Source organism: Rhodococcus sp. 06-221-2 (genome assembly GCF_002258365.1).
In the GTDB taxonomy this organism is placed as follows: Bacteria; Actinomycetota; Actinomycetes; order Mycobacteriales; family Mycobacteriaceae; genus Rhodococcoides; species Rhodococcoides fascians.
Genome location: NZ_NOYJ01000030.1, coordinates 106837 through 129172 on the forward strand (window position 1 = coordinate 106837; position 22336 = coordinate 129172).

Here is a 22336-nt window from a genome sequence, read left to right on the forward strand (position 1 = left end):
GCTTCGAGGTCCCTGTCCGATAGGGAACCTGGCGTTGGGGAAGAACGTCAGGGTCCTGATCTGCGAAACCTGGCGTTGGGGAAGAACGTCAGGGTTCTGATCGGGCAGAGGCCTCGCTGCACTCGCAGCCGGCCTCGGTGGTCTACAAGATCCCTCCGAGGGATTCGTCGAACGCGTCGGAGAAATCCTGCTCGTTCTCGGCGGAGTAGCGGGCCCAGGCTTCGTCGTTCCAGATCTCGATGAAGTCCATCGATCCGATCACCACGCAGTTGCGTTCGAGTCCCGCATACCGACGGTGCTCGGGACTGATGGTGATACGGCCCTGTCCGTCCGGCCGCTGTTCGTCGGTTCCCGAAAAGAACTGGCGCACATAAGCACGGGCTTTGGGGTTGGCACGAGAGGCCGCCGTCAACTTTCGAGAACGCTCTGCGAAGTCTGCCGCGGTGTAGACAGCAAGGCTGAAATCCTGCCCCTTGCTCACCATGACACCTCCCGCAAGCGCGTCCCGAAACTTGGCCGGCAACGTGAGTCGACCCTTGTCGTCGAGCTTCGGCGTGTAGGTACCGAGAAACACTCGCCACCTCCAGCCTCGACTCTCCGCTGCGGACCACTTTACCCCACTCTCCCCCACTTCGAACCATTGACAGCCCGAAAGCTTTGTGGACAACCACATATCCGCAGCTCAGACGCAAGAAGATTGCCCGTTCAGGTTGCCGCGTTCGACGTCGGCCCTGATCTGGCCGACGCAATCCCCCGGGGCTCGCGGCGTCGCGAGCAGGCACTTTGTGCGACAACCCGCCTGACAAGCGCAGCTGGACCCTGAAAGTGGGGACTGGGTGGGGTGAAGTGGGGACAATGGCGGCTGTGGGGGGAAGTGGGGAGTTCGCCCCGGAACCACCACCCGGGAACCACCACCCCGGAACCACCGCACGGGAACGATCGCCCCGCGTCGTCGCTGGGGCGCACTTGATCGAGCACGCCGCGCGACAGGGGCTACGGAATGCTCGCCGTATCGAAGAGCCGTGGAACGACAGCAGCACCTCACCCGAGGGTGAGGTGCTGCTGTCGAATCGGTGAAGTTGTGGTGGGTGACCGTCAGGCCCAGGGAGATCCGGACGGCGGAGTCATATCACTCCTGATCGAACCGCTTACGAAAACGGTCTTCCATTCGAGAGGTGAAGCTGCCGCCCTTGCGGCCACCACTCGATTTCGGCTGAGCACTACGACCTTGCGTGCCGGCTCGGTCGCTTGCGCTACCTTCTTCGCCGGTCGCGGCAGCTCCCTTCTTGGAGCCGCCGAACAAGAACAGTGCCCCGGCACCGAACATGAAGAGAAAGCCGATGAGGCTGACGACGAGAAAACCCAGACTGTTCGTCGACAGTGCTACACCGGCGACGAGCAACACGAGTCCCACGACGAACAACGCGGCAGCCTGAAAACGCCTCTTGCTCGACGCCGCGCGAACGCGACCGCCCCTCACATGGGACGCGAATTTGGGATCCTCGGCGTAGAGAGCGCTCTCGATTTGATCGAGCATGCGCTGCTCGTGCTCGGAGAGTGGCACGGTACCTCCCCCTGCACAGATAATGAGAGTCGTTTCGGTTCAGAAGCGACGGGAAGCTGACCTTGGCGGCTACCTACTGACGATGATACGAGCTGAATCGGCCGCTTACCACCTACTCGCACTATGTGTTCCTGAGAAACGACCAAGTTTTCGAGACGGACGTCTCGGAAACACTTGTCGAACACCGTGTGACGTGGCCGTTCACGTCCGTTCGAACTCGAGGAATCGACGCGGCGGGCTATGCGGACAGCGGTGCCGCCATCGGATCGACGGGCTGGAACCTCGACTGACCGCCCAACCGGTCCTCGACCGCGTTCAGAAAACGACTGACGTGTCGATAGAAGTCGTCGGCGTCGACGTCTCCGACAGCGGACGAGGCACCCGCCTCGACTGCCGCGCGGGTTGCGGAGAAGGACGAGAAGTACTCGGACCAGATCGCCAGATCCGGCGCAGCCTTCGCCATCAGAACCCAGGCGTTGCGTGAACGTGGCCGCGAGCCGATCGAATTGGGCAGCGATGCCAGGACTGCGGCAGCACCCTTGAGTGCGGCGATGTAGCTTCCGAGGAAGCGGTCCCCCGCATCGCGCTCACCGATGGATTCGGACAGCAACGCATCGGCTCGACCGAGCAGGACCTGCGCCTGACGCGACACCGGCGACCGCACGCCGACATCGAATGTCTTCGTCATCGTCATACTCGAACACCTCCAGTTCGAATCTCCGGGCGCGCTACCGACACGCCTGGAACCGTGATGAAGCCTTACAGTCGAACTCCGGGAGAATCCGCCTCGTTCGTCGAGGTGATCCACCGGCGCGCTCGGCCCCGATCATCGAACACCCGTTCGACACATTCAATATAGCTGTGCCCACCGACAAGTTGCCGAAGAAAGGGTGAGAACCGTCGTCACCGATGCGCAGACAACCCCCTACGTGGTCGATCTGACGCCCCAGGAATTCCGTCGGCGCTTGTTCGAAGCTCTGGCGATCTACGTCGAGGCCATGGGATATCCCCGCGGAACCGAGCACAGCCGCGCACCGATGTGGACGGAGCATCTGCACCGGCCGGGCTGGCGAGCGGTGGGAGCCATGGTGCCCAATCCCGACAAGACGCAGCCGGACACGCTGGTCGCCGTTGCGTACGGGTATCACGGCGCGCACCATCAGTGGTGGCATCAGCAGGTCCGCGACGGATTGCGCCGCGCCGGACACTCGACACAGCACGTCGACGCCACCCTCGGCGACTACTTCGAACTGACCGAATTGCACGTACTACCGAGCGCGCAAGGACACGGACTCGGAGGGCGTCTCTGTCGCAGGCTGCTCGACGGTGTTCGAGCGCACTCTGTGATGTTGTCCACACCCGAGGTCGCGCAGGAGGACAACCGCGCCTGGCGGTTGTATCGACGGCTCGGCTTCGAGGACGTACTGCGGCACTTCACGTTCGCCGGCGACCGGCGCCCCTTCGCGGTGCTGGGCCGCCGGTTGCCGCTCGACGGGCCCGTAGCCTGAAGGTGTGATCGATGCTGTGGTGGTGGGCTCCGGCCACAATGCCCTGACTTCTGCCTGCTACCTGACCGATGCCGGAATGTCGGTGGAGATCGTCGAACGCGACACCGTCGCGGGCGGTGCGGTGTCGACGGTGGAGCGCTTCCCCGGCCATCGAGTCGACCGCGGCTCGTCCGCGCACATCATGATCAGGCACACCGGGATCGTCGAAGAGCTCGGACTCGAGGAGTTCGGGCTGCGCTACATCGACTGCGATCCGTGGGCATTCGCCCCGGGCGACGTCGACACCGCCGAACGCGCCATCGTCTTCCATCGCAGCCTCGATCGAACGTGCGAGTCCATCGCTGCCGCCTGCGGGCCCGCCGATGCGCGCGCCTACCGTTCCTTCGTCTCGGTGTGGGGTCCGCGCAGCGAACGCACCATGCGCGCATTCGGTGGGCCGCCCACCGGGTCCAAACTGCTCCGATCCTTCTGGGGACTCGGTGCGCCCGACGGCGGCAGCGCGCTCTCACGCGAGTTTCTTGCCACCGGCGATTCCCTGCTGGACGAAATGTTCACGAGCGAGCGACTCAAGGCTGCGCTGGCATGGTTCGGAGCGCAGTCCGGCCCGCCGATGTCCGAGCCCGGCACCGCCCCGATGGTCGGGTTCGCGGCTCTGATGCACACGCTCCCACCGGGCCGCGCCGTCGGCGGTAGCGGCGCACTGACCGAGGCGATGATCGCCCGGCTGCACCGGGACGGGGCAGCGCTGACGCTCGGCGATGCCGCCGTATCGCTGACGCGTCGCGCGCATGGCTGGACGACGAGGACCGCGTCGGGACGGGAGATCGACAGCACGATCGTCGTGGCCGGGTGTCACATCCTGACCACGCTCGACCTGCTGGCGGAGGGCGGACACGACGCGGCGCAGCTGGCCCGGTGGCGCTCCACCATTCGGGTGGGTCCGGGGATCGGTACCGCGGTTCGGTTGGCCACCGACGCGCTGCCGCAGTACCCGAGCGCCGACTGCATCGAGGACGGTACCCACGGTCTCGCGCTGCTCGTCCGCGACCGCGCGCAATTGCGGTTGGCTCACGGGCACGCTCTCGCCGGGGAGCTGCCGCCGAAACCCGCTGTTCTCGGCATGTCGTTCAGCGCCCTCGATCCGACGATCGCGCCGCCGGGTCAGCATCAGATCTCCCTGTGGTCGCAGTGGCATCCGCACACTCTCGCCGATGGCCGCCGGTGGCGCTCGAACGTACCGGGGCAACGTTCTTTGGCCGAGGTCGAGGGTGATCGAATCGTCGCCGAGCTCGATCGCTACGCCCCTGGATTCGCCGCGTCGGTCCTCGATCGGTACGTACAGTCGCCGCCGGACATCGAGCAGGAACTCGGACTGATCGGAGGCAACATCATGCACCTGGACATGTCACTGGACCAGATGATGATGTGGCGTCCTCATCCCCAACTGGCCGGCCACCGCGTTCCCGGAGCAGACGGTCTCTATCTCACCGGCGCGTCGACTCACCCGGGAGGCGGCGTCACAGCGGCCAGCGGCCGTTCGGCGGCGAGAATCGCACTCGCGGACGCACGCGCGGGGCGTCGTCGCGCATTCTTCAGCAGGAGACGAGCATGAAGATTGCCCCGACGGTCTTCGCGATCGGTGCCGTCGCAGCCCAGATCTGCTACCCGCTCGTATCGGGTTCGACGCGGGACGCGGTGACCATCGCGGTGGTCGCGCTACTCGCGCTGGCGTCGATCGCGCACGCCGTGCTGTACCGCGGAAAGCTGTGGGCGGCGGCTCTCGTGATCCTGACTGCAGGAACGGGATTCGTGTCCGAACTCGTCGGCACGGCCACCGGGTTTCCCTTCGGCGAGTACTTCTACGCGCAGAATCGACTCGGACCCAGCCTGTTCGAGGTCCCCGTGGTGGTTCCACTCGCCTGGACGGCGGGGTTCTATCCGATCTGGTGCGCGGTCACGTTCATCGTCGGCCATCTCGGTGCGACACGGCTCCGAGCGTCTGCATTCCGAATCGCCGCAGTCGCCGTCGGAATGGTGGGCTGGGACCTGTATCTCGATCCTCAGATGGTCACCGACGGCCAGTGGACCTGGACGTCCGGTGCCGTCGGACTGCCGGGTGTGTCGTCGATCCCGTTGACCAACTACGCGGGTTGGCTGTTGGTGGCGACATTGATGGCCGCAGTCATGGAAGCGGTGAACCGCGTGGTGGCCCCGCGCGCGTCCGACAACGTCGTTCCCATCGGGCTGTTCCTGTGGACGTGGCTGGGTTCGGCGCTCGCGCACGCGGTGTTCCTCGACGGCCCCGAACTACGATTCTCGGCCGTCTACGGATTCGTCGTCATGGGTAGTGTCGGAATCCCGTTGCTGTGGATCGCACGTCGTCGCGGATCTCTACGTAGCCGACACGCACCGATGGCAACCCCTGCCGACTGACACCGACGCGACGCCCTGGCACGATGTCGCTGTGCAGTCGACATCACGAACATCCGCTCGAACCCGCCGACGCCGAGTTCTCTCGGTGCTCGCCCTGACGCTGCTGGTCGCGCCGATGCTGGCCGGCTGCTTGCGGGTCCAGGTCACGATGGGTGTGTCGGCCAACGACCGGGTGGCGGGTCAGATCGTCGCGGCGACGGTCCCCACCTCCGACACCGACACCGGCCCCGAACTCGTGGTGCCCTCCTCGATCGAGGACAAGGTCCGCGTCGAGCCGTACAACCAGGACGGGTACGTCGGGTCGCAGGCCATCTTCGACGACCTCTCGTTCGGTGATGTTCAGACACTCGGTTCGATCTTCCAGAACGCGGCCGGATCGTTTCAGCTGACCCTGCAGCGTTCGGGCGACACCGTGACGCTCGCCGGTAATGCCGACCTGTCGTCGGTACCGGTCCAGGGGTCCGACGTGCAGTTCACTATTGCATTTCCCGCCCGTATCGGGACCACCAACGGCACTCGCGAGAGCGACAACTCGATCTCGTGGAAGCTGCCGGCAGGCGAAGTCACCTCGGTGCGTGCCGAGGTCAACTACCCGGACCCCAACACTCGTAGCTTCGCCGGCTGGGCGGGCATCGTGGGCGGCGTGACCGTCGGAGTGGCCGCCATCGTCGGTGCCATGGCCTGGGTGTCGCGGAACCCACCGTTGGGCAACCGTCGTAAGCGCGCTGCCGAGACGGGCGAGTCGAACGACCGAACGTCGGTGTGATCACCCCCATCTCGTCCCGCACGACAGATCTCGCCGAATGACGGTCCTGACCCGGGCGACTCGGGCGACTGCCGTTCTCGCCTCCACTTCCGCTGCCGTCGCGGTGTTCAATGCGCTGTTCGTGCCGGGTTTGCGTCGACCGAGCCGTGACGTCACCGAACGGGTCGCAGTGTGCATCCCGGCGCGCAACGAAGTCGACACGCTACCTGCGTTGATCGGCGATCTCACGCGTCAACGATTCTGCACCGACCTGCAGGTCGTCGTCCTCGACGACGATTCGACCGACGGAACGGCAGCCGCTGCCGTCACCGCGGCGAACGGCGATCCGCGATTCCGCGTCGTGACCTCCCACGCGTCGCCGCCGCCCGGGTGGACGGGTAAAGCCGCCGCGTGCGCCGAACTGGCCGACTCGGTCGACGTGGACACGACGATCGTCATGTTCGTCGACGCGGATGTCCGGCTCGAACCCGAGGCCGTCGCCGCCGCGGCGAGGAGGTTGCGCCGCCGCGGCGACGCTCTGATGTGCCCCTGGCCCGAGCAGGTGGCGGGTGGTCTCGCCGAACGCCTCGTCCAACCGCTGCTCGCGTGGTCGTGGATGTCGACGCTGCCCGTGCTGGTCGGCAATGCAACGCTGCTGCCGTCGATGGCCGTAGCCTGTGGGCAGTTCATGGCGTTCGATGCCGCCGCGTATCGCGTCGTCGGCGGCCACAGCTGCGTCGCGTCGAGTGCCACCGAGGATCTGGACATCGCGCGTGTCCTGCGTCGACGCGGGTTCTCGACGTCGGTTGCCTCCGGTGCCGGGTTCGTACGGTGCCGGATGTACCGCTCGGCCGCCGATGTTCGGGCGGGTTACAGCCGGTGGCTGTGGAACGAGTTCGGTGGGCCCGTCGGTTCGGCCACGGCTGCCCTTGCGCTGGGTACGGTCTACCTGTTGCCGCCGGTCGCGGCGGTCTTCGGTTCCGGTTCGACGCGGCGACTGGGTCTCGTCGGTTACCTCGCCGGGACCGTATCGCGCGTGGCATCTCGTCGGCGCGAGTCGGGACCCCGATTCGGCGCTCGCGACGTCGTCGACGCCGCGGTGCACCCGCTGTCGATTCTCGCCTTCGTGGGGCTCGTTGCGGCATCCCACGTGCGACGACGCCGCGGCGCGCTGAGTTGGAAGTCGCGTCCGATGCCGACGTCGTAACGCCGATCGCAAGTCAGACGCGCGCGGCTGCCAGCCCCAGGTTGCTCAGGACCTCACGTGTCGCGCGCGCGAAATTCAACGTGATGAAGTGCAGCCCGGGCGCACCTTCCGCGATGAGCCGCTCGCCGATGTTCGTGGCGAGCTCGATACCCACCTCTCGAACCGCGGCCTTGTCTTCCTCGGCTCCGGATCCTGCTGCGCGAGTGAACTTCTCGTCCAGATGCGACGGCAATGTCGTGCCCGAGAGCTCGAGCATCCGGCGCACCGAACGCAGCGAGGTGATGGGCATGATCTCGGGGATGATCGGCTTGGCACCCTGCTCGGGGTCGTATGCGCTGACGCGATCACGCAGCCGCAGGTAGTCGTCCACGTCGAAGAACATCTGCGTGATCGAATACTCCGCTCCCGCACGCAGCTTCCCGACGAGGCACCTGGTGTCCTGCTCGAGATCGTCGGCGCGGTGATGGCCTTCCGGGAACGACGCCACTCCGACGTGAAAGTCGCCCAGTTCGCGGACCATGCGAACCAGCTCTTCCGCGTACTCGACTCCCTCGGGATGCTTCTCCCACTCGCCGAGTGGATCGCCCGGGGGGTCACCGCGAAGAACGAGGATGTTGGTGATGCCGCGGTCGGCGTACGACCCGACCATCGAGCGCAACTCGGCGACACTGTGCGACACGGCAGTGAGATGCGCCACTGGCAGCAGAGTCGTCTCCTCGGCGATCTGACCGGTGACTCGCACCGTTCGATCGCGGGTGGAACCACCTGCGCCGTACGTCATCGACACGAACGCGGGCTGGAGTTGCTCGAACTCTCGCACTGCTCGCCACAACCTGGCCTCGGCAGCCTCGTCGCGCGGGGGCGAGAACTCCACCGAGAACGGGATCCTCGCTTCGGGTTCGGTCCGCAATCGGTCGACGATCGACGGCGTCCTCGTCACGAATCCTCGGCTCGACCGCCCCCTGACGGAATCTTCGCTCACCCGAAGATCATAGGTTGCGCTGCGCCGCCGGCCCGCTGGGCATCCCCCGACGGCGTAGTTCGCTGCTCGTCGGTGCCGGGTTCGGGTGCCTATTACTGTGGGACTGTAACGCGTCTTTCCCACGAAGACCTTGGAGGATCGTCCTGTCCGGAGACCTGTCCGCGCCCACCAACTCTGTGTCCGTGAATGCGACGTCGCTACGGGATTCCGTCGATGCGAAGCTCGCGGAGTTCTTCGCCTCGCGTCGTGCGGTCGTCGACAGCGTCGGCGGTGGCTACCCGGCCGCAGTGGCCGACCTCGAGGCGTTCGTACTACGCGGCGGCAAGCGCATGCGCCCAGCCTTCGCGTGGACCGCGTGGCTCGGCGCGGGCGGTGAGCCCACCGGGGACCGCGCCGACGCAGTACTGCGTGCGTGCTCGGCACTCGAGTTGATCCAGGCCTGCGCATTGATCCACGACGACATCATCGACTCGTCCCGCACCCGCCGAGGCTTTCCGACCGTGCATGTCGGCTTCGCTCAGCGACATCGCGATGCGGGGTGGTCGGGCTCGGCAGATCACTTCGGTGTCTCCGCTGCCGTTCTCGTCGGCGACCTGGCGCTGTGCTGGGCCGACGACATGCTGCGCGAGTCGGGTATCGACACGGACGCGGCGCGGCGGGCGCAGCCCGTGTGGTCCGCGATGCGTACCGAGGTGCTCGGCGGTCAACTCCTCGACATCGAGGCCGAAGCCGGGACCGACGAGAGCGTCGCGGCAGCCATGCGCGTCAACCGGTACAAGACCGCCGCCTACACAGTCGAACGCCCGCTGCACCTCGGGGCCGTTCTTGCCGGGGCCGGCGAACCGCTGACTGCGGCGTACCGCAGCTTCGGTGCCGACATCGGCATTGCCTTCCAGCTGCGCGACGACCTGCTCGGCGTGTTCGGCGACCCGGAGATCACCGGCAAACCGTCGGGTGACGACATCACCGAGGGCAAGCGCACGGTGCTCATCGCCGTCGCCTTGCAGCAAGCGGATGCGAGCCGTCCCGATCACGCGGCGAGGATTCGAGCCAGTCTCGGTACCGAGCTCAGCGAGAGCGAGGTCGCCGACATCCGATCGATACTCACCGAACTGGGCGCCGTCGACGCCGTCGAACGGCAGATCGACGAACTGGGCACCCGGGCCGTTGCCGCGCTGGACGACAGTTCCATCGATCCGATCGCCGCCGAACACCTTCGTGCCATGGCCACCGCCGCCATCCAACGGCAGTACTGAAAGAGAGCGTCATGTCTACGATCCGAACCGTTCCCGGCCGCACCGACTCGGTCGTCGTCGTGGGAGCTGGATTGGCCGGCCTGGCCGCGGGGCTCCACCTGCTGGGCGCAGGCAAGAAGGTCACGATCGTCGAGCGCGACGACACCGTGGGCGGCCGCGTGGGGGTGTATCCGGTGACCGACTCCGACGGAACGCATCTCTACGACATCGACAACGGTGCGAGCGTACTCACGATGCCGAACCTGGTGCTCGAAGCGTTGGCCGCCGTGGGTGCCGACTTCGAGTCCACGACGCCGCCGATTCGGCTGACGTCCCTGTCGCCGTCGTACCACACGCGGTACGCCGACGGCACGTCCATCGACGTCTACTCGGACCCGGAGGCAATGGCCGCCGAGGTCGAGCGGACCTGCGGTACGGCCGAGGCGCAGGGCTACCGCGATCTTCGGCGCTGGCTCGCCGACATCTTCGACGCCGAATTCGACCGCTTCATCGACTCGAACTTCGATTCGCCGCTGGACCTCGTGGGATCCAAGGCCGCGATCACCGATACCGCAACGCTGACGAAGCTGGGCGGCTTCGGTCGCCTCGGGCCACGGGTCGATCGTTTCCTGAAGGACACCCGTCTGCGCCGAGTGTTCACGTTCCAGGCCCTCTACGCCGGCATGGCACCGCAGAAGGCGCTGGCCGTCTACGGTGCGATCGCACACATGGACACCTCCCTCGGGGTGTTCTTCCCCGAGGGAGGCATGGCGGCTATCGGCCGGGCCATGGCCGACGCGTTCGTGACGGCGGGCGGCACGCTCGAACTGGGCACCGACATCGTCGACATCACCGTCGACCGCGGCCGTGCCGATGCCGTCCTCACTGCCGATGGACGTCGAATCGCTTGCGACGCATTGATTCTCACCGCCGACTTGCCCGTCGTCGATCGCCTGCTCGATCGCGCCGCGGTGTCGAAGAAAGGCAGGCGCAACGGGTACGGCGTCGTGTCGCCGTCCGCCGTCGTGGCCCACGGAACGGTTCCGGTCGAACTCACGGCGTCGTGGCCTGCGCGGGCGCACCACACCATCGACTTCGGCGACGAATGGGCCGAGACCTTCCGCCGGATCACCGCCCGCTCCGGCAAAGGATCTCTGATGGCCGATCCGTCTCTGCTGATCACGCGGCCGTCGGTGAGCGATTCGGGCCTCGAGGTCGTGCGCGACGGGGTCCGCAGCGAGCCGGTCTCGATCCTTGCCCCGTGCCCCAACCTCGACAGCGCTCCCCTCGCCTGGGCCGAACTGGCTCAGCCGTACCTCCGAGAGATTCTGGCGACGCTGGAGGGCCGCGGATACACCGGACTCGCCGACGCCTTCGTGCTCGATCACATCGACACACCGCAGACGTGGGCGGACAAAGGCATGTTGTCGGGCTCGCCGTTCTCGTCCGCGCACGTCTTCCGGCAGACCGGGCCGTTCCGGAGAAAGAACATGGTCGCCGGCCTCGACAACGTGGTTCTCGCCGGCTCCGGAACCACTCCGGGTGTGGGCGTGCCGACCGTCTTGGTCTCGGGCAAGCTGGCGGCAGAACGGGTGACAGGGCCGCGAGGGCGGTAGGTTCGTCCGATCGACTGCGTCGACCAACTAAGCTGAGCGCGATCGTTTGCCGGTCGCGATCTTTGCTGCGACCATGATCCTTCGGCCGACAGCGAGAACGCGTCGGCGCGGAGCCACATCTCGACACACACGACTCGCAGCAGAGGAGGAGCAGGCGGCAATGTCTTCGGTTTCGTCGCACTCCACCTCCGAAGGGCGCTCGTCGGACGGGTCTGCACCGGTGCCTGCGCGGCATCCGTCGAGACTGACGACCACCGGAAACTTCCTGCGAAGTCCCGAGGGCAAAGCAGCGATCCTCGGGGTTCTCGGTGCGGTCTGCATCATGTTCGGTGGATTCGGCGCGGGCAGCGTGCGCCGTCGTGACCCTCTACTCGAAGAGATGCATCTGTCGTGGCTGCGATTCGGCCACGGCTTCGTGCTGTCGACCGTCATCGTCTGGGCCGGTGTGCTGTTGATGATCACCGCCTGGGTCAGGCTCGGCCGAGCCACGCTGCACGGCCGCACCACGGTGGGCGAGCTCCGGTGGATCGTGCCCGCATGGACGGCACCGTTGCTGCTGTCGGTGCCGATGTTCAGCCGCGACGCTTACTCGTACCTCGCTCAAGGTGCGTTGCTACGGGACGGCTTCGACCCGTATGCCGTTGGGCCCGTTGCCAATCCGGGAATCCTGCTCGACAACGTCAGCAACGTGTGGACCACGACCACTGCCCCGTACGGGCCGCTGTTCCTGCTCCTCGGTCGCGGCATCACCAGCCTGACCGGCGACAATGTGATCGCCGGAACCATGCTGCTCCGCCTGACCATGCTTCCCGGGCTCGCTCTGATGATGTGGGCCGTCCCGCGACTGGCCACCCATCTGGGCGGGCGCGCCACGACGGCGGTGTGGCTCGCCGTGCTCAATCCCCTGGTGCTGATCCACCTCATCGGCGGAGTGCACAACGAGTTGCTCATGGTCGGCCTGATGACCGCGGGCATCGTGCTCGCGCTCGAGCGTCGCCACGTGGCCGGCATCGCGCTGGTGGCGATCGCCGTGGCCATCAAGGCAACTGCCGGTCTCGCTCTGCCGTTCCTGGTGTGGATCTGGATGCTGCACCTCCGAGACAAGGCGCGCGAAGAAGGCCGCACACCGCCTGCACCGATTCTGGCGTTCACGAAGACCGCGGGCATCGGAGCGTCCGTCTTCGTCGCGGTGTTCGCCGTCGCGTCTGTGATCGCCGGAGTCGGCATCGGCTGGCTCACGGCGTTGTCCGGCTCGGCGAAGATCATCAACTGGCTGTCACTGCCGACGATCCTCGCGCATCTGGTGACCGTCAGCACCTCGTGGTTCCTCGATCTGCGTCTCGGACCGGTTCTCGACGTCACCAGGTTGCTGTGCGCGATCGCCTTGGTGGTCATCCTGGCCGGGGCGTGGTGGTTGGGCCGCCGATCCGAGCGGGACGCGGTCAAGGGCATCCTGATCGCTCTCGTCGCCACTGTCGTTCTCTCCCCCGCCGCGCTGCCCTGGTACTACTCGTGGCCGTTGGCGATCGCGGCCGGCTTTGCGTTGTCCCGCCGAACGCTGATGGTTCTCACCGGCCTGTCGACCTGGCTGATGCTGGTGTTCCAACCCGACGGATCCATCGGCCTGTACACGTTCGTGCACGTGGCCCTCGCAGTTTTCGCTGCAGTCGTTGCCGCGCTGGCGCTGACCCGAGTCGACCCGTTGCGTTTGCGATCGGACCGCTCCCGGGAACACCGTGCCGTACCCAACGCCCCCAAGACCGCGCCCGTCTCCACCGAAGACGACGCCACACCGTGAGGTCCCGCGCCATGAGTGCCCGCGTATCGAGAGAACTGACCGACATCGATCCTGCTCTGCACGAGGCGTATCGCATCTGCCGCGAACTGAACGCCCAGCACGGCAAGACCTATTTTCTGGCAACCAGACTGTTGCCTGTCGACAAGCGCGCAGCCGTGCACGCTCTGTACGGTTTCGCTCGGATGGTCGACGACATCGTCGACCTCGAAGGCACCGACATCGCGGTCGGTTCGGACGAACTGAACGCCCGCAGAATCGTCGAACTCGACATCATCGAATCCCGGGTGCGCGACGCCTTGGCCGGAAAACCGCTGTCCGACAGCACATCCGATCGGGTGTTGAGCGCATTGTGCGACACGGTCGCTCGGTACGACATTCCCCACGATTACTTTTTCGCGTTCATGCATTCGATGCGCATGGACATCCCGGGCAGCGCGATGTTCGTCTCGCGGTACCGAACGATGGAGCAGTTGAACGAGTACATGTACGGATCGGCCGCAGTCATCGGACTGCAGATGTTGCCGATCCTTGGAACGGTGGTTCCGCGAGCCGAGGCGGAGCCGTCGGCTGCGGCGTTGGGCGAGGCGTTCCAGCTGACCAACTTCATCCGCGACATGGGTGAGGACCTCGACCGCGACCGCATCTATCTCCCGACCGACGAACTGGCGGCCTTCGGGGTCGACGAGGATCTGTTGCGGTGGTGCCGGACCACCGGCTCGGTCGATGCCAGAGTCACCCGCGCCCTCGCCCACTCGATCGCCGTCACCCGGTCGATCTACCGGACGTCGGACGCCGGGATCGACATGTTGGATCCGCGAGTGCGTCCGTCCATGCGAACGGCGTCCATTCTGTACGGCCGCATTCTCGACGAGGTCGAGGCGCAGGGCTACCGGGTGCTCTCCCAGCGCGCGACCGTGCCGCAGTGGACTCGCGCACGCGTCGCGCTGCCGCAGTTCGCCGTCACCGGCTGGAAGCGCGCCACGGTCCGCTGACGACCGCTGTTTCAGCTGCTAGAAGGCCATTGCCTGAGCGCGTCTGATCACTTCGCGCATCAGGTCACCGTGCAACGCTGCGACCGGGGTACCGGGCAGACTGTCGTCCTCGGCGAACAACCACCGCAGAATTTCTTCGTCCTCGTAGCCGCCGTCGTGCAGCACCGCCAGCAGGCCGGGCAGGCCCTTGACGATTTCGCCCTTGGTCGTGTCGAAGAACTGCTCGGGCACGCCGGGGACGCGGGAACGCTTGAGAGCCAACAGCTGACGATCCCGCACGAGCTGCTCGACGCGCGTCTTGGGGACGTCGAGGATCTTGGCGACATCGGCGAACTGCAGCAGAGAAACCGACGGATCGAGCACGTCGTCGGCGTAGGGAATGGCACTCACGCGGGTAACGTTAACGGGTCCGGCGTCCAGACTTCAAAAGTGACGCGGCCCGCCACGGAGACCGAAGACACGAACCACGATCGTCGGTGAGCACCCACGGCGCCGATACCATCGTCGTCAGGCGTCCGGATTTCGAGCGGACACATCGAGGACGACGAGGGGAGGTTCGGTGATACCGGGTTCGATGCTCGATCGTCGATATCGAATAGACGCACCGATCGCACGGGGCGGAATGTCGACGGTCTACCGCGGACTCGACACCAGACTCGACCGACCTGTCGCGGTGAAGATCATGGATCCGAAGTTCGCCGAGGACCCGCAGTTCGTTCAGCGATTCGAGTTCGAGGCACGCGCGGTGGCCAGGCTGAGCCATCCCGGCCTGGTGGCCGTGTACGACCACGGGCGGGACGGCGATCACGCATTCCTGGTCATGGAGCTCGTCGAGGGCGGAACGCTGCGCGAGCTGCTGCGGGAGCGCGGGCCCATGCCGCCGCACGCCGCAGTCGCCGTGGTTCGCCCCGTGCTCGAAGCTCTCGCCGTCGCACACCGCGCCGGTCTGGTGCACCGAGACATCAAACCGGAGAACATCCTGATCAGCGACGACGGAGACGTCAAGATCGCCGACTTCGGGCTGGTCCGAGCCGTCGCCGCATCCACCGTCACCTCGAGCAGTGTGATTCTGGGCACGGCCGCGTATCTGTCCCCCGAACAGGTCACCACCGGCTCCGCATCCGCGAGCAGCGACGTCTACGGCGTCGGAGTCGTACTGTTCGAGCTGCTCACCGGACGCACCCCGTTCACCGGCGACACATCCCTGTCCATCGCCTACCAGCGCATCGACAACGACGTTCCGCTCCCCTCGACCCTCATCGCAGGCGTGCCACCACAGTTCGACGACGTGGTTCAACACGCCACCGTCCGCGACCCCGAACACCGATACCGCAACGCCGACGACATGGCCCGCGCGCTGCGCACTGCCGCGTCGGCGCTGGCACTTCCCGCGTACCGGGTGCCCGCTCCCCAGCGTTCGGCACAGCACCTGAGCTCGGCGGCTGCGGGCGCACCGACGACAGTCGCCGGCGATCGACAGCCGCCCACCCGCACCCAGGTGGTGCAGAGCGCTCCCCCGGTACCGCCGCCCGACGGCGTGCACCACACCCGAGTGGTCACGTCACCGACATCCCGCGAAATCGAGTACGAACCGCAATCGGACGACCCGCAGCCGGCGGCACCCCTGGGCCGGCGACACTACGAATTTCCCGATTTCGCCGCCGATCGCCAACGGTCCCGGCGGGCCATCGTCGTCTGGTTGGTGGTCGTTGCACTGTTGGCCGTGTTGGTCGGTCTCGGCGGCTGGTGGATGGGCTCGGGCCGATACACCGCAGTTCCGATGGTCGACGGTCTCGACACCACCGGTGCCACGAGCGCAATCGAAGCGTCGGGCTTGGAAGCAACGGTTCGGGGAACGTACTCCGACACCGTCTCGACCGATCTGCTCATCGGCACCGACCCCGTCGGTGGTTCCCGAATCGCCAAGGGCGACACCGTGTTTCTGCTCGTCTCACTGGGCAGCCCAACCGTCCCCTCCATCGACTCCGACGCCTCCGTCGAACACATGCAGCAGCAATTGCGCGAGAGAACCTTCACCCCGGTCGACGGCGGCGAGGCATTCAGCAGCACTGCACCGATCGGCGGCGTCGCTGCGCTCGATCCCCCGCCGGGAACGGTGTTGAACACCGGTGCCGCGGTCACCGTGCTGCGCAGCAAAGGTGCACCGCCGGTGCAGGTTCCCGACGTCCGCGGACAGAGCGTCGATCAGGCACGGACGACTCTCGAATCGGTCGGCATCACCGTCGACGAGGTCCGCGAGACGTTCGACGAGGACACCGACGGCGGAAAAGCGATCGGCACGAACCCGAAGGCCGGCCAGACCGTCAAGTCCGGCACCACCGCCGTCCTCGACGTGTCGACGGCAGTCACCGTGCCGTCGCTCCTCGGCCGTTCGGTGGGATCCGCACGCACGACTCTGGACTCGCTCGGACTGACGATCGATGTTCGTCAGGTGGTCGACACGGACGGCTCGTTGGTCATCTCCCAGAGCCCCGGAGCCGGTTCACGGGTGGAACCGGACTCCGAGGTCATGGTCGTCTCACTGCCCTGACCCCCGGCGGCCCTGACCACCGGCTGCCCTGAGCCACCAGGGCGGTGCCGGCGATCAGCCGCGAAGCATCTCGGCGACGAGGAATGCCAGCTCGATGCTCTGCTGAGTGTTCAGTCTCGGGTCGCAGGCAGTTTCGTAGCGCCCGGCCAGGTCGAGATCAGAGATGTCCTGGGCTCCGCCGAGGCATTCGGTGACGTCGTCACCGGTCAGCTCGACGTGGATTCCGCCCGGGTGGGTGCCGAGGCCGTTGTGCACCTCGAAGAAGCCCTGCACCTCGTCGACGATGCGGTCGAAATGCCGGGTCTTGTATCCGGTGGACGCCTCGTGCGTGTTGCCGTGCATCGGGTCGCACTGCCAGATCACCTGGTGTCCGGTGGCCTGCACCTTCTCGATGATGGCAGGCAGGATGTCGCGAACCTTGCCGTTGCCCATGCGCGAAATCAGCGTCAGGCGGCCCGGCTTGTTGGTCGGGTCGAGGCGCTCGACGTATTCGACGGCCATCTCGGGGGTCGTGGTGGGTCCGATCTTGAGCCCGATCGGGTTCGAGATCAGTTCGGCGAGCGCGATGTGCGCGCCGTCGAGCTGGCGAGTGCGGTCGCCGATCCACAGGAAGTGAGCCGACAGATCGTAGAGCTTGGGGTGATCGTCGGTGTTGTCGAGCCGCAGCATCGCGCGCTCGTAGTCGAGTACGAGTGCTTCGTGGCTCGCGAAGATCTGGGCGGTGTGCAGATTGGGGTCGGAGACACCACAGGCATCCATGAACCGCAGGCCCCGGTCGATCTCCCCGGCCAGCGCCTCGTAGCGGGCTCCGGCGGGTGACTGCGCGACGAATTCACGGTTCCAGTCGTGCACCTTGTGCAGGTCGGCCATCCCGGCTCCGGTCAGTGCCCGAACCAGGTTCATGGCCGCACTCGCGTTGGCGTAAGCGCGCACCAGTCGTGACGGATCGTGGCCGCGCACGCTCTCGTCGGCCACCAGCGAGTTGATCATGTCGCCGCGGTAGGACTGCAGGCCGAGCGCATCGATGTTCGACGAGCGAGGCTTGGCGTACTGGCCGGCGATGCGCGCGACCTTGACCACCGGCATGCTCGCCCCGTACGTGAGTACGACGGCCATCTGCAGCAGCGTGCGAATGTTGCCCTTGATGTGCGGTTCGGTGTTGTCGACGAACGTCTCGGCGCAGTCGCCACCCTGAAGCAGGAACGCCTCGCCGCGGGCGACGGCAGCGAGCTTGTCCGACAGCGCCTCGACCTCACCTGCGACGGTGATCGGCGGAACGCTCTCGAGCACCTTGCGCATCTCGCCGGCCTGCTCGGGATCCCACTGCGGCTGCTGCGCAGCCGGCTTGGCCAACGCGTCGTCCAATCGAGTGCGCAGCGTCGGAGACAGCGGCGGCAGGTCGGGCAAGCGATCGATGGGTACGTCGACAGTCCAGTTCACCGCTACAGGATATTCGTACCGCCGTCACCGCAGGACAACGGGTGTTCAACCGCGGTACGAGTACTCCTCGATCGCCTGGAACTTGGCCAGATTGTGGCGCGCGTCGGCCAGGGCATCGTGGGCATCGTCGGGCACCGCGGGAAGCTCGGGACTGCCGCGATCCTCCCAGTGCTGACGGAGCTCACGGGTGAATCGAGGCAGGGAACGCGGCAACTCGGTCATCGATCCCCACAGCTGGCAGAGCGCCACGTGGTCGTACGCCGCCACCCATGCCCATAATTCGACCTCGGCACCGTAGTGCGGAACGAGAAATTCGAGCAGTTCGTCGCGAATTCGGGATCGGCTCATCCACAACGGCGACGAGTACGGTGGCAGCTTGGGTAAGACGTTGCGCCGGACCCACCGGCCCGCCCGCTCGGGGTCGAACTCGGAGGACACCGCATAGAACTCGCGGCCGTCCTCCGACACCACACCGATCGAGACCAACTCGATTGTGCGACCATCCTCGATGAACTCTGTGTCGTAGAAGTAGCGCACGCGGCTCACCCTAGCGCGTGCCCCGGCACGTCCCCCACACACCGCAGAACCGAGCCGAACAAGCCCTGAAAGGGAACGTTGTGACTTCGTCCGACACCAACCGTCCGGTCGCCGAAGCGTCGGAGCCTGCCGGCCCGACGCGACGCCGGTGGCCGCGTTGGGCGGTGGCGTCGAGCAGGGTCGTCGTTGTCGTCGCGGCGGCGGTCGGTGTGCTCTTCCATCTCAACGGGTTTCCCGGGCTGCGAACGTTGGGTGAGCATTATCGACTGGATCTCGACGTCTACCGGCTCGGCGGAGAGGTGTTCGCTCGGGGCGGGGATCTGTACGGCCAGCTTCCTCCCATCGCGACCGGTACCACGTTGCCGTTCACGTATCCCCCGATTGCTGCCGCTCTGTTCAGCCCGCTCTCGAAGGTCTCGCTCTACGCCGCGTCGATGACGGTGACGTCGTTGTCCATGCTCGCGTTGCTGGCGACCGTTGTGCTCACGCTGATCTCGTTGGGGGTTCGCCCTCGCACGCTCGTGTGGTGGAGTGCAGGCGCGGTGTTCGCGGTGTCCGTCCTCGTACTGGAGCCGGTCACGTCCACGTTGAACTACGGGCAGATCAACATCGTTCTGATGATGTTCGTCGCGCTCGACTGCTTGCCGAAGAAGACTCCGTGGCCTCGGGGTGTGCTGATCGGTCTGGTCGCCGCCGTCAAACTCACTCCCGCAGTTTTCGTCTTGTTCTTCTTGCTGCGCAAGGACTTTCGCGCTGCAGTGGTATCGGCATTGAGCTTCGCGGTGTTCACGGCGATCGGGTTCGCGCTCACGTGGTCGGACTCCGTGAAGTACTGGACCGAGACGATCATCGATTCCGATCGGATCGGCGGCCCGGCGTACCCGGCGAATCAGTCCATCACAGGTGTACTGGCCCGCCTCGGAATGGACGAGCTCCCCCGTTCCATTCTGTGGATCGCACTGTCGGTAGGGGTACTGCTCGTTGCGGGAATCGCGATGCGCAAAGCATTCGCCGCCGGTGAGATCGCCCTGGCGCTGACCGTGAACGCGATGTTCGGCCTGTTGGTCTCGCCGGTCTCCTGGTCACACCACTGGGTGTGGGCAATACCGTTCGCGATGGTGCTGGCCGCCGTCGGATACCGCCGTCGAAGCGCACTGCTACTCGCTCTGGTTGCCGTCGGACTGGCGATCATGGTGTACGCACCGCACTGGAAACTCGGTGAAGGTCGATGGAGTGGACTCGACTGGCCGTTGGTCGATCAGTTCGCCGCATCCGCCTACGTGTGGTGGGCGCTGGCCTCTGTGGTCGCCGTCGCGGCCGTGAAACTCTCGCCTCGGGTCACCCCGAAGGAAAGCGACACCGCGGTTCACTGACCGCCGTCGTCAGCTGGCCTTCGAGTCGGGGATACGGCGCGCGGACGGAGCCGAATCTTCGGATGTCGCAACCTTCTTCAGCGAGGCCGCGTACACGTCGACGTACTCCTGACCCGAGAGCAGCATCAGGTCGTACATCACCTCGTCGGTGACGGCGCGCTCGACGAATCGGTTGCCTGCCATTCCCTCGAACCGGGAGAAGTCGATGGGCTTGCCGACGCGAATGGTGACCTTTGCCGGACGCCAGACGCGCGAACCGATCGGGTTCATCTTCTCGGTGCCGATCATGGCGACCGGCACCACCTGAACGCCGGTCTGCAATGCCAGGCGCGCCATTCCGGTCTTGCCCTTGTAGAGCCGGCCGTCGGGCGACCGGGTGCCTTCGGGGTAGATACCGAGCACCTTGCCGGCTTCGATCACGCGGGCACCGGCGTTCAGTGCGTCCTGCGCCGCGTCGGCTCCGGTGCGGTCGATGGGCACCTGACCCACCGCGGTGAAGAACCACTTCTGGAACGCACCCTTGAGACCCGAGCCGGTGAAGTACTCACTCTTGGCGAGGAAGGTGATGCGCCGCGGGGTCTTGAGCGGAAGATAGAACGAATCGAGAACCGCTTTGTGGTTGCTGGCCAGGATCACCGGGCCGTGCGTCGGAATGTTCTCCGCACCCTCGATCGTGGGCCGACCCAGGGCAATGAGCAGGGGCCCCACGATGACGAATTTGAACAGCCAGTACCACATTGACGTGCTCCCTGATCATGGTCGGCAATCGATGGTGTGCCGGCTCGCGCGGAGCGAACCGACTGCGGCCGTGCGTTCTCGAACCGTGCCGCGTAGTGAACTGTACCCAGGGTTTATGACACCAGCCACATCGACGAGGAGTCGTCGTGCGACATCACACGGCGTCGGTCCGGACCGTCATCGTGCGGTGGTGACGAACTGTGCTCGCGCGAGCTCGGCCGCACCGATCATCCCCGCGGCCTCGCCCAGTTCGGTGCTGCGAATCCGTGCCAGCGGGCGATGCCCCGCGCCGGTGACGAGCTCGGCGTACTTGTCCGTGGCACGAGCGAGGAATTGGCTCGACGAAGTGGCCACACCGCCGGCCAACACGATCAGGTCGGGGTCGTACACATCGCTGACCATCGAGAGTCCGACGCCGAGCCAGTGTGCGAAATCCTCCATGGTGCGTCGGCCGATCGAGTCGCCGTCGTGCGCGGCGCTCGCGATCCGACGCCCGGTCAACGAGCCGGGATCGAGGAAGACCTCGCGCGCCAACCTCGTCGAGGACGACGGGTCTGCGGCCAACAACTCCACCGCCGTATCCACCAGTGCGGTACCGCTGCAATACCGTTCCCAGCACCCGCGTTTGCCGCAGGGACACGCTCGTCCGTCGGGCACCACCTGAATGTGACCGAGTTCGGGAGCCACCCCGTGACTCCCTCGATAGATTCGGCCGTCGATCAGCAGCGCCGCACCGATTCCCGTACCGATCGCCACCATCACCACGTTGCGGCCACCCGAAGCCGCTCCGAAACGGTATTCCGCCCACGCCGCGGAGTTGGCGTCGTGTTCGAGCAACACCGGTAGTCCGATGCGTTCGCTCATCTCGGTTGCGACCGGCGTGTCGACCCACGGCAGGTGCGGGGCGAACCGGACCGTCGTGCGGTCGGAATCGATGAAACCCGCCACGGCCAGACCGACGGCAGCGATGTCGTGTCGGCCGGCCAGCTCCTGCACGGCGCGGTCGAGACCACGCTCGAGTGCACGAGCAGTGTGGGGCGTGGGTGCTGCGGTCGAGTCGAGCACCTGACCGTCCGCGTCGACAACCGAGGCGCGCAGGCTCGTGCCGCCCACGTCGATCCCGACCGTCAATCGCTGATGATGACGCTTCATTCGTTCATGCCTTCCTCGGCCGTCCCCCCACGGCGATGGTCACTCCTTGACCCGAACGGTAATCGGTACGAACGCCGGTCGACGAACGGACGGCGCAGAGGTGTCCTCCGACACGTCCGCGGCGGCGTCGACCCGGTCGGCAGCGGACGCTGTCGACTCGGTGCTGGACTCGCTACTACCCCCAGCGGCGTGTTCGGTGCCCGGCGCGGTGTGGTCGATCAACAACTGACGCAGCAGTGCGACGACGACGGCCCCTTCCGAGGCAACGAGTTCGACGAGATCGTGCCGTTCACCGCGCACCAACGCCGCGAGCGCACACACCGGGCACCAGCTGCAGCCCTGCTGATCGCGGTCCTGCTGTGTCTCGGCAACTCGGCGCAGGATGGGCTCGAGACGTGTCAGGACGGTGTCGGCCAACGCCAGCAGGTCCGCGCCCAACTCCGAATGCCCGGCCGTCACAGCGTC

The 22336-nt window shown here is 66.2% G+C and carries 21 protein-coding genes; 11 read left to right on the forward strand and 10 right to left on the reverse strand.

The window, feature by feature from the left end; translation table 11 throughout:
* Positions 1-142: 142 nt before the first annotated feature.
* From mraZ to CH281_RS16680, 3 genes are all read right to left on the reverse strand, one after another.
* Complete coding sequence (gene mraZ / locus CH281_RS16670) at positions 143-574, reverse strand: division/cell wall cluster transcriptional repressor MraZ (RefSeq protein ID WP_027497352.1); 432 nt, start codon at positions 572-574, stop codon at positions 143-145.
* 555 nt (positions 575-1129) lie between these two features.
* Positions 1130-1564: a DUF3040 domain-containing protein gene (locus tag CH281_RS16675; RefSeq protein ID WP_027497353.1), complete on the reverse strand. Its 435-nt coding sequence runs from the start codon at positions 1562-1564 to the stop codon at positions 1130-1132.
* A 238-nt stretch (positions 1565-1802) separates the two neighbouring features.
* The gene (locus CH281_RS16680; RefSeq protein ID WP_230074380.1) at positions 1803-2252 is read right to left on the reverse strand and encodes an SAV_6107 family HEPN domain-containing protein; all 450 of its coding nucleotides are present in this window, start codon (positions 2250-2252) and stop codon (positions 1803-1805) included.
* A gap of 202 nt (positions 2253-2454) precedes the next feature.
* On the opposite strand from CH281_RS16680, the gene CH281_RS16685 reads away from it, so the two are divergent.
* Genes CH281_RS16685 through CH281_RS16705 form a run of 5 tightly spaced genes read left to right on the forward strand, consistent with a single transcriptional unit; the run spans position 2455 to position 7457 of the window.
* Positions 2455-3072 carry a GNAT family N-acetyltransferase gene (locus CH281_RS16685; protein WP_027497355.1) on the forward strand — a complete coding sequence of 206 codons (618 nt, stop codon included), beginning with the start codon at positions 2455-2457 and terminating at the stop codon, positions 3070-3072.
* Positions 3073-3076: 4 nt separating this feature from the next.
* Complete coding sequence (locus tag CH281_RS16690) at positions 3077-4684, forward strand: phytoene desaturase family protein (RefSeq protein ID WP_027497356.1); 1608 nt, start codon at positions 3077-3079, stop codon at positions 4682-4684.
* Positions 4681-5505, forward strand: a complete 825-nt coding sequence (locus tag CH281_RS16695) for a carotenoid biosynthesis protein (RefSeq protein ID WP_094694877.1) — start codon at positions 4681-4683, stop codon at positions 5503-5505. The genes CH281_RS16690 and CH281_RS16695 overlap by 4 nt, the downstream gene beginning before the upstream one ends.
* Positions 5506-5536: 31 nt before the next feature.
* Complete coding sequence (locus CH281_RS16700) at positions 5537-6271, forward strand: LppM family (lipo)protein (RefSeq protein WP_045841254.1); 735 nt, start codon at positions 5537-5539, stop codon at positions 6269-6271.
* A gap of 37 nt (positions 6272-6308) precedes the next feature.
* Entirely contained in the window at positions 6309-7457 is a 1149-nt protein-coding gene (locus CH281_RS16705) for a glycosyltransferase (RefSeq protein ID WP_094694879.1), read from the forward strand.
* Positions 7458-7470: 13 nt separating this feature from the next.
* Here the strand turns inward: CH281_RS16705 and metF are convergent, their stop codons facing one another.
* Positions 7471-8397, reverse strand: coding sequence for a methylenetetrahydrofolate reductase [NAD(P)H] (gene metF, locus CH281_RS16710; RefSeq protein WP_032368108.1), 927 nt, complete (start codon positions 8395-8397; stop codon positions 7471-7473).
* Positions 8398-8582: 185 nt separating this feature from the next.
* Between metF and CH281_RS16715 the strand changes: the two genes are divergently transcribed.
* The 4 genes from CH281_RS16715 to CH281_RS16730 all read left to right on the forward strand — a co-directional run bounded on the left by CH281_RS16715 (position 8583) and on the right by CH281_RS16730 (position 14080).
* Positions 8583-9695 (forward strand): polyprenyl synthetase family protein, encoded by a 1113-nt coding sequence (locus CH281_RS16715; RefSeq protein ID WP_441344190.1) that lies wholly within the window; start codon positions 8583-8585, stop codon positions 9693-9695.
* A gap of 11 nt (positions 9696-9706) precedes the next feature.
* The gene (gene crtI, locus CH281_RS16720) at positions 9707-11290 is read left to right on the forward strand and encodes a phytoene desaturase family protein (protein ID WP_179274215.1); all 1584 of its coding nucleotides are present in this window, start codon (positions 9707-9709) and stop codon (positions 11288-11290) included.
* 160 nt (positions 11291-11450) lie between these two features.
* A complete protein-coding gene (locus CH281_RS16725) occupies positions 11451-13088 on the forward strand; it encodes an alpha-(1->6)-mannopyranosyltransferase A (protein ID WP_094695336.1) in 1638 nt (545 codons plus the stop codon).
* 11 nt (positions 13089-13099) lie between these two features.
* Complete coding sequence (locus CH281_RS16730) at positions 13100-14080, forward strand: phytoene/squalene synthase family protein (protein WP_094694881.1); 981 nt, start codon at positions 13100-13102, stop codon at positions 14078-14080.
* Between the two features lie 18 nt (positions 14081-14098).
* Here CH281_RS16730 and CH281_RS16735 read toward each other — a convergent pair whose 3' ends face one another.
* A complete protein-coding gene (locus CH281_RS16735) occupies positions 14099-14470 on the reverse strand; it encodes an Rv2175c family DNA-binding protein (RefSeq protein ID WP_027497362.1) in 372 nt (123 codons plus the stop codon).
* A 184-nt stretch (positions 14471-14654) separates the two neighbouring features.
* On the opposite strand from CH281_RS16735, the gene pknB reads away from it, so the two are divergent.
* On the forward strand, positions 14655-16631 hold the full coding sequence (gene pknB / locus CH281_RS16740) for a Stk1 family PASTA domain-containing Ser/Thr kinase (RefSeq protein WP_094694883.1): 1977 nt from the start codon (positions 14655-14657) through the stop codon (positions 16629-16631).
* 54 nt (positions 16632-16685) lie between these two features.
* Here pknB and CH281_RS16745 read toward each other — a convergent pair whose 3' ends face one another.
* On the reverse strand, positions 16686-18071 hold the full coding sequence (locus CH281_RS16745; RefSeq protein WP_027497364.1) for a class II 3-deoxy-7-phosphoheptulonate synthase: 1386 nt from the start codon (positions 18069-18071) through the stop codon (positions 16686-16688).
* Between the two features lie 45 nt (positions 18072-18116).
* A complete protein-coding gene (locus CH281_RS16750) occupies positions 18117-18608 on the reverse strand; it encodes a polyadenylate-specific 3'-exoribonuclease AS (RefSeq protein ID WP_032370301.1) in 492 nt (163 codons plus the stop codon).
* A 164-nt stretch (positions 18609-18772) separates the two neighbouring features.
* Here CH281_RS16750 and CH281_RS16755 point away from each other — a divergent pair, with 164 nt between their 5' ends.
* Positions 18773-19981 (forward strand): glycosyltransferase 87 family protein, encoded by a 1209-nt coding sequence (locus CH281_RS16755; RefSeq protein ID WP_094695338.1) that lies wholly within the window; start codon positions 18773-18775, stop codon positions 19979-19981.
* A 9-nt stretch (positions 19982-19990) separates the two neighbouring features.
* Here the strand turns inward: CH281_RS16755 and CH281_RS16760 are convergent, their stop codons facing one another.
* From CH281_RS16760 to CH281_RS16770, 3 genes are all read right to left on the reverse strand, one after another.
* On the reverse strand, positions 19991-20719 hold the full coding sequence (locus tag CH281_RS16760; protein WP_027497366.1) for a lysophospholipid acyltransferase family protein: 729 nt from the start codon (positions 20717-20719) through the stop codon (positions 19991-19993).
* Between the two features lie 177 nt (positions 20720-20896).
* Complete coding sequence (locus CH281_RS16765; protein WP_027497367.1) at positions 20897-21871, reverse strand: ROK family protein; 975 nt, start codon at positions 21869-21871, stop codon at positions 20897-20899.
* 39 nt (positions 21872-21910) lie between these two features.
* Positions 21911-22330 carry a hypothetical protein gene (locus CH281_RS16770; RefSeq protein WP_027497368.1) on the reverse strand — a complete coding sequence of 140 codons (420 nt, stop codon included), beginning with the start codon at positions 22328-22330 and terminating at the stop codon, positions 21911-21913.
* Positions 22331-22336: the final 6 nt, after the last annotated feature.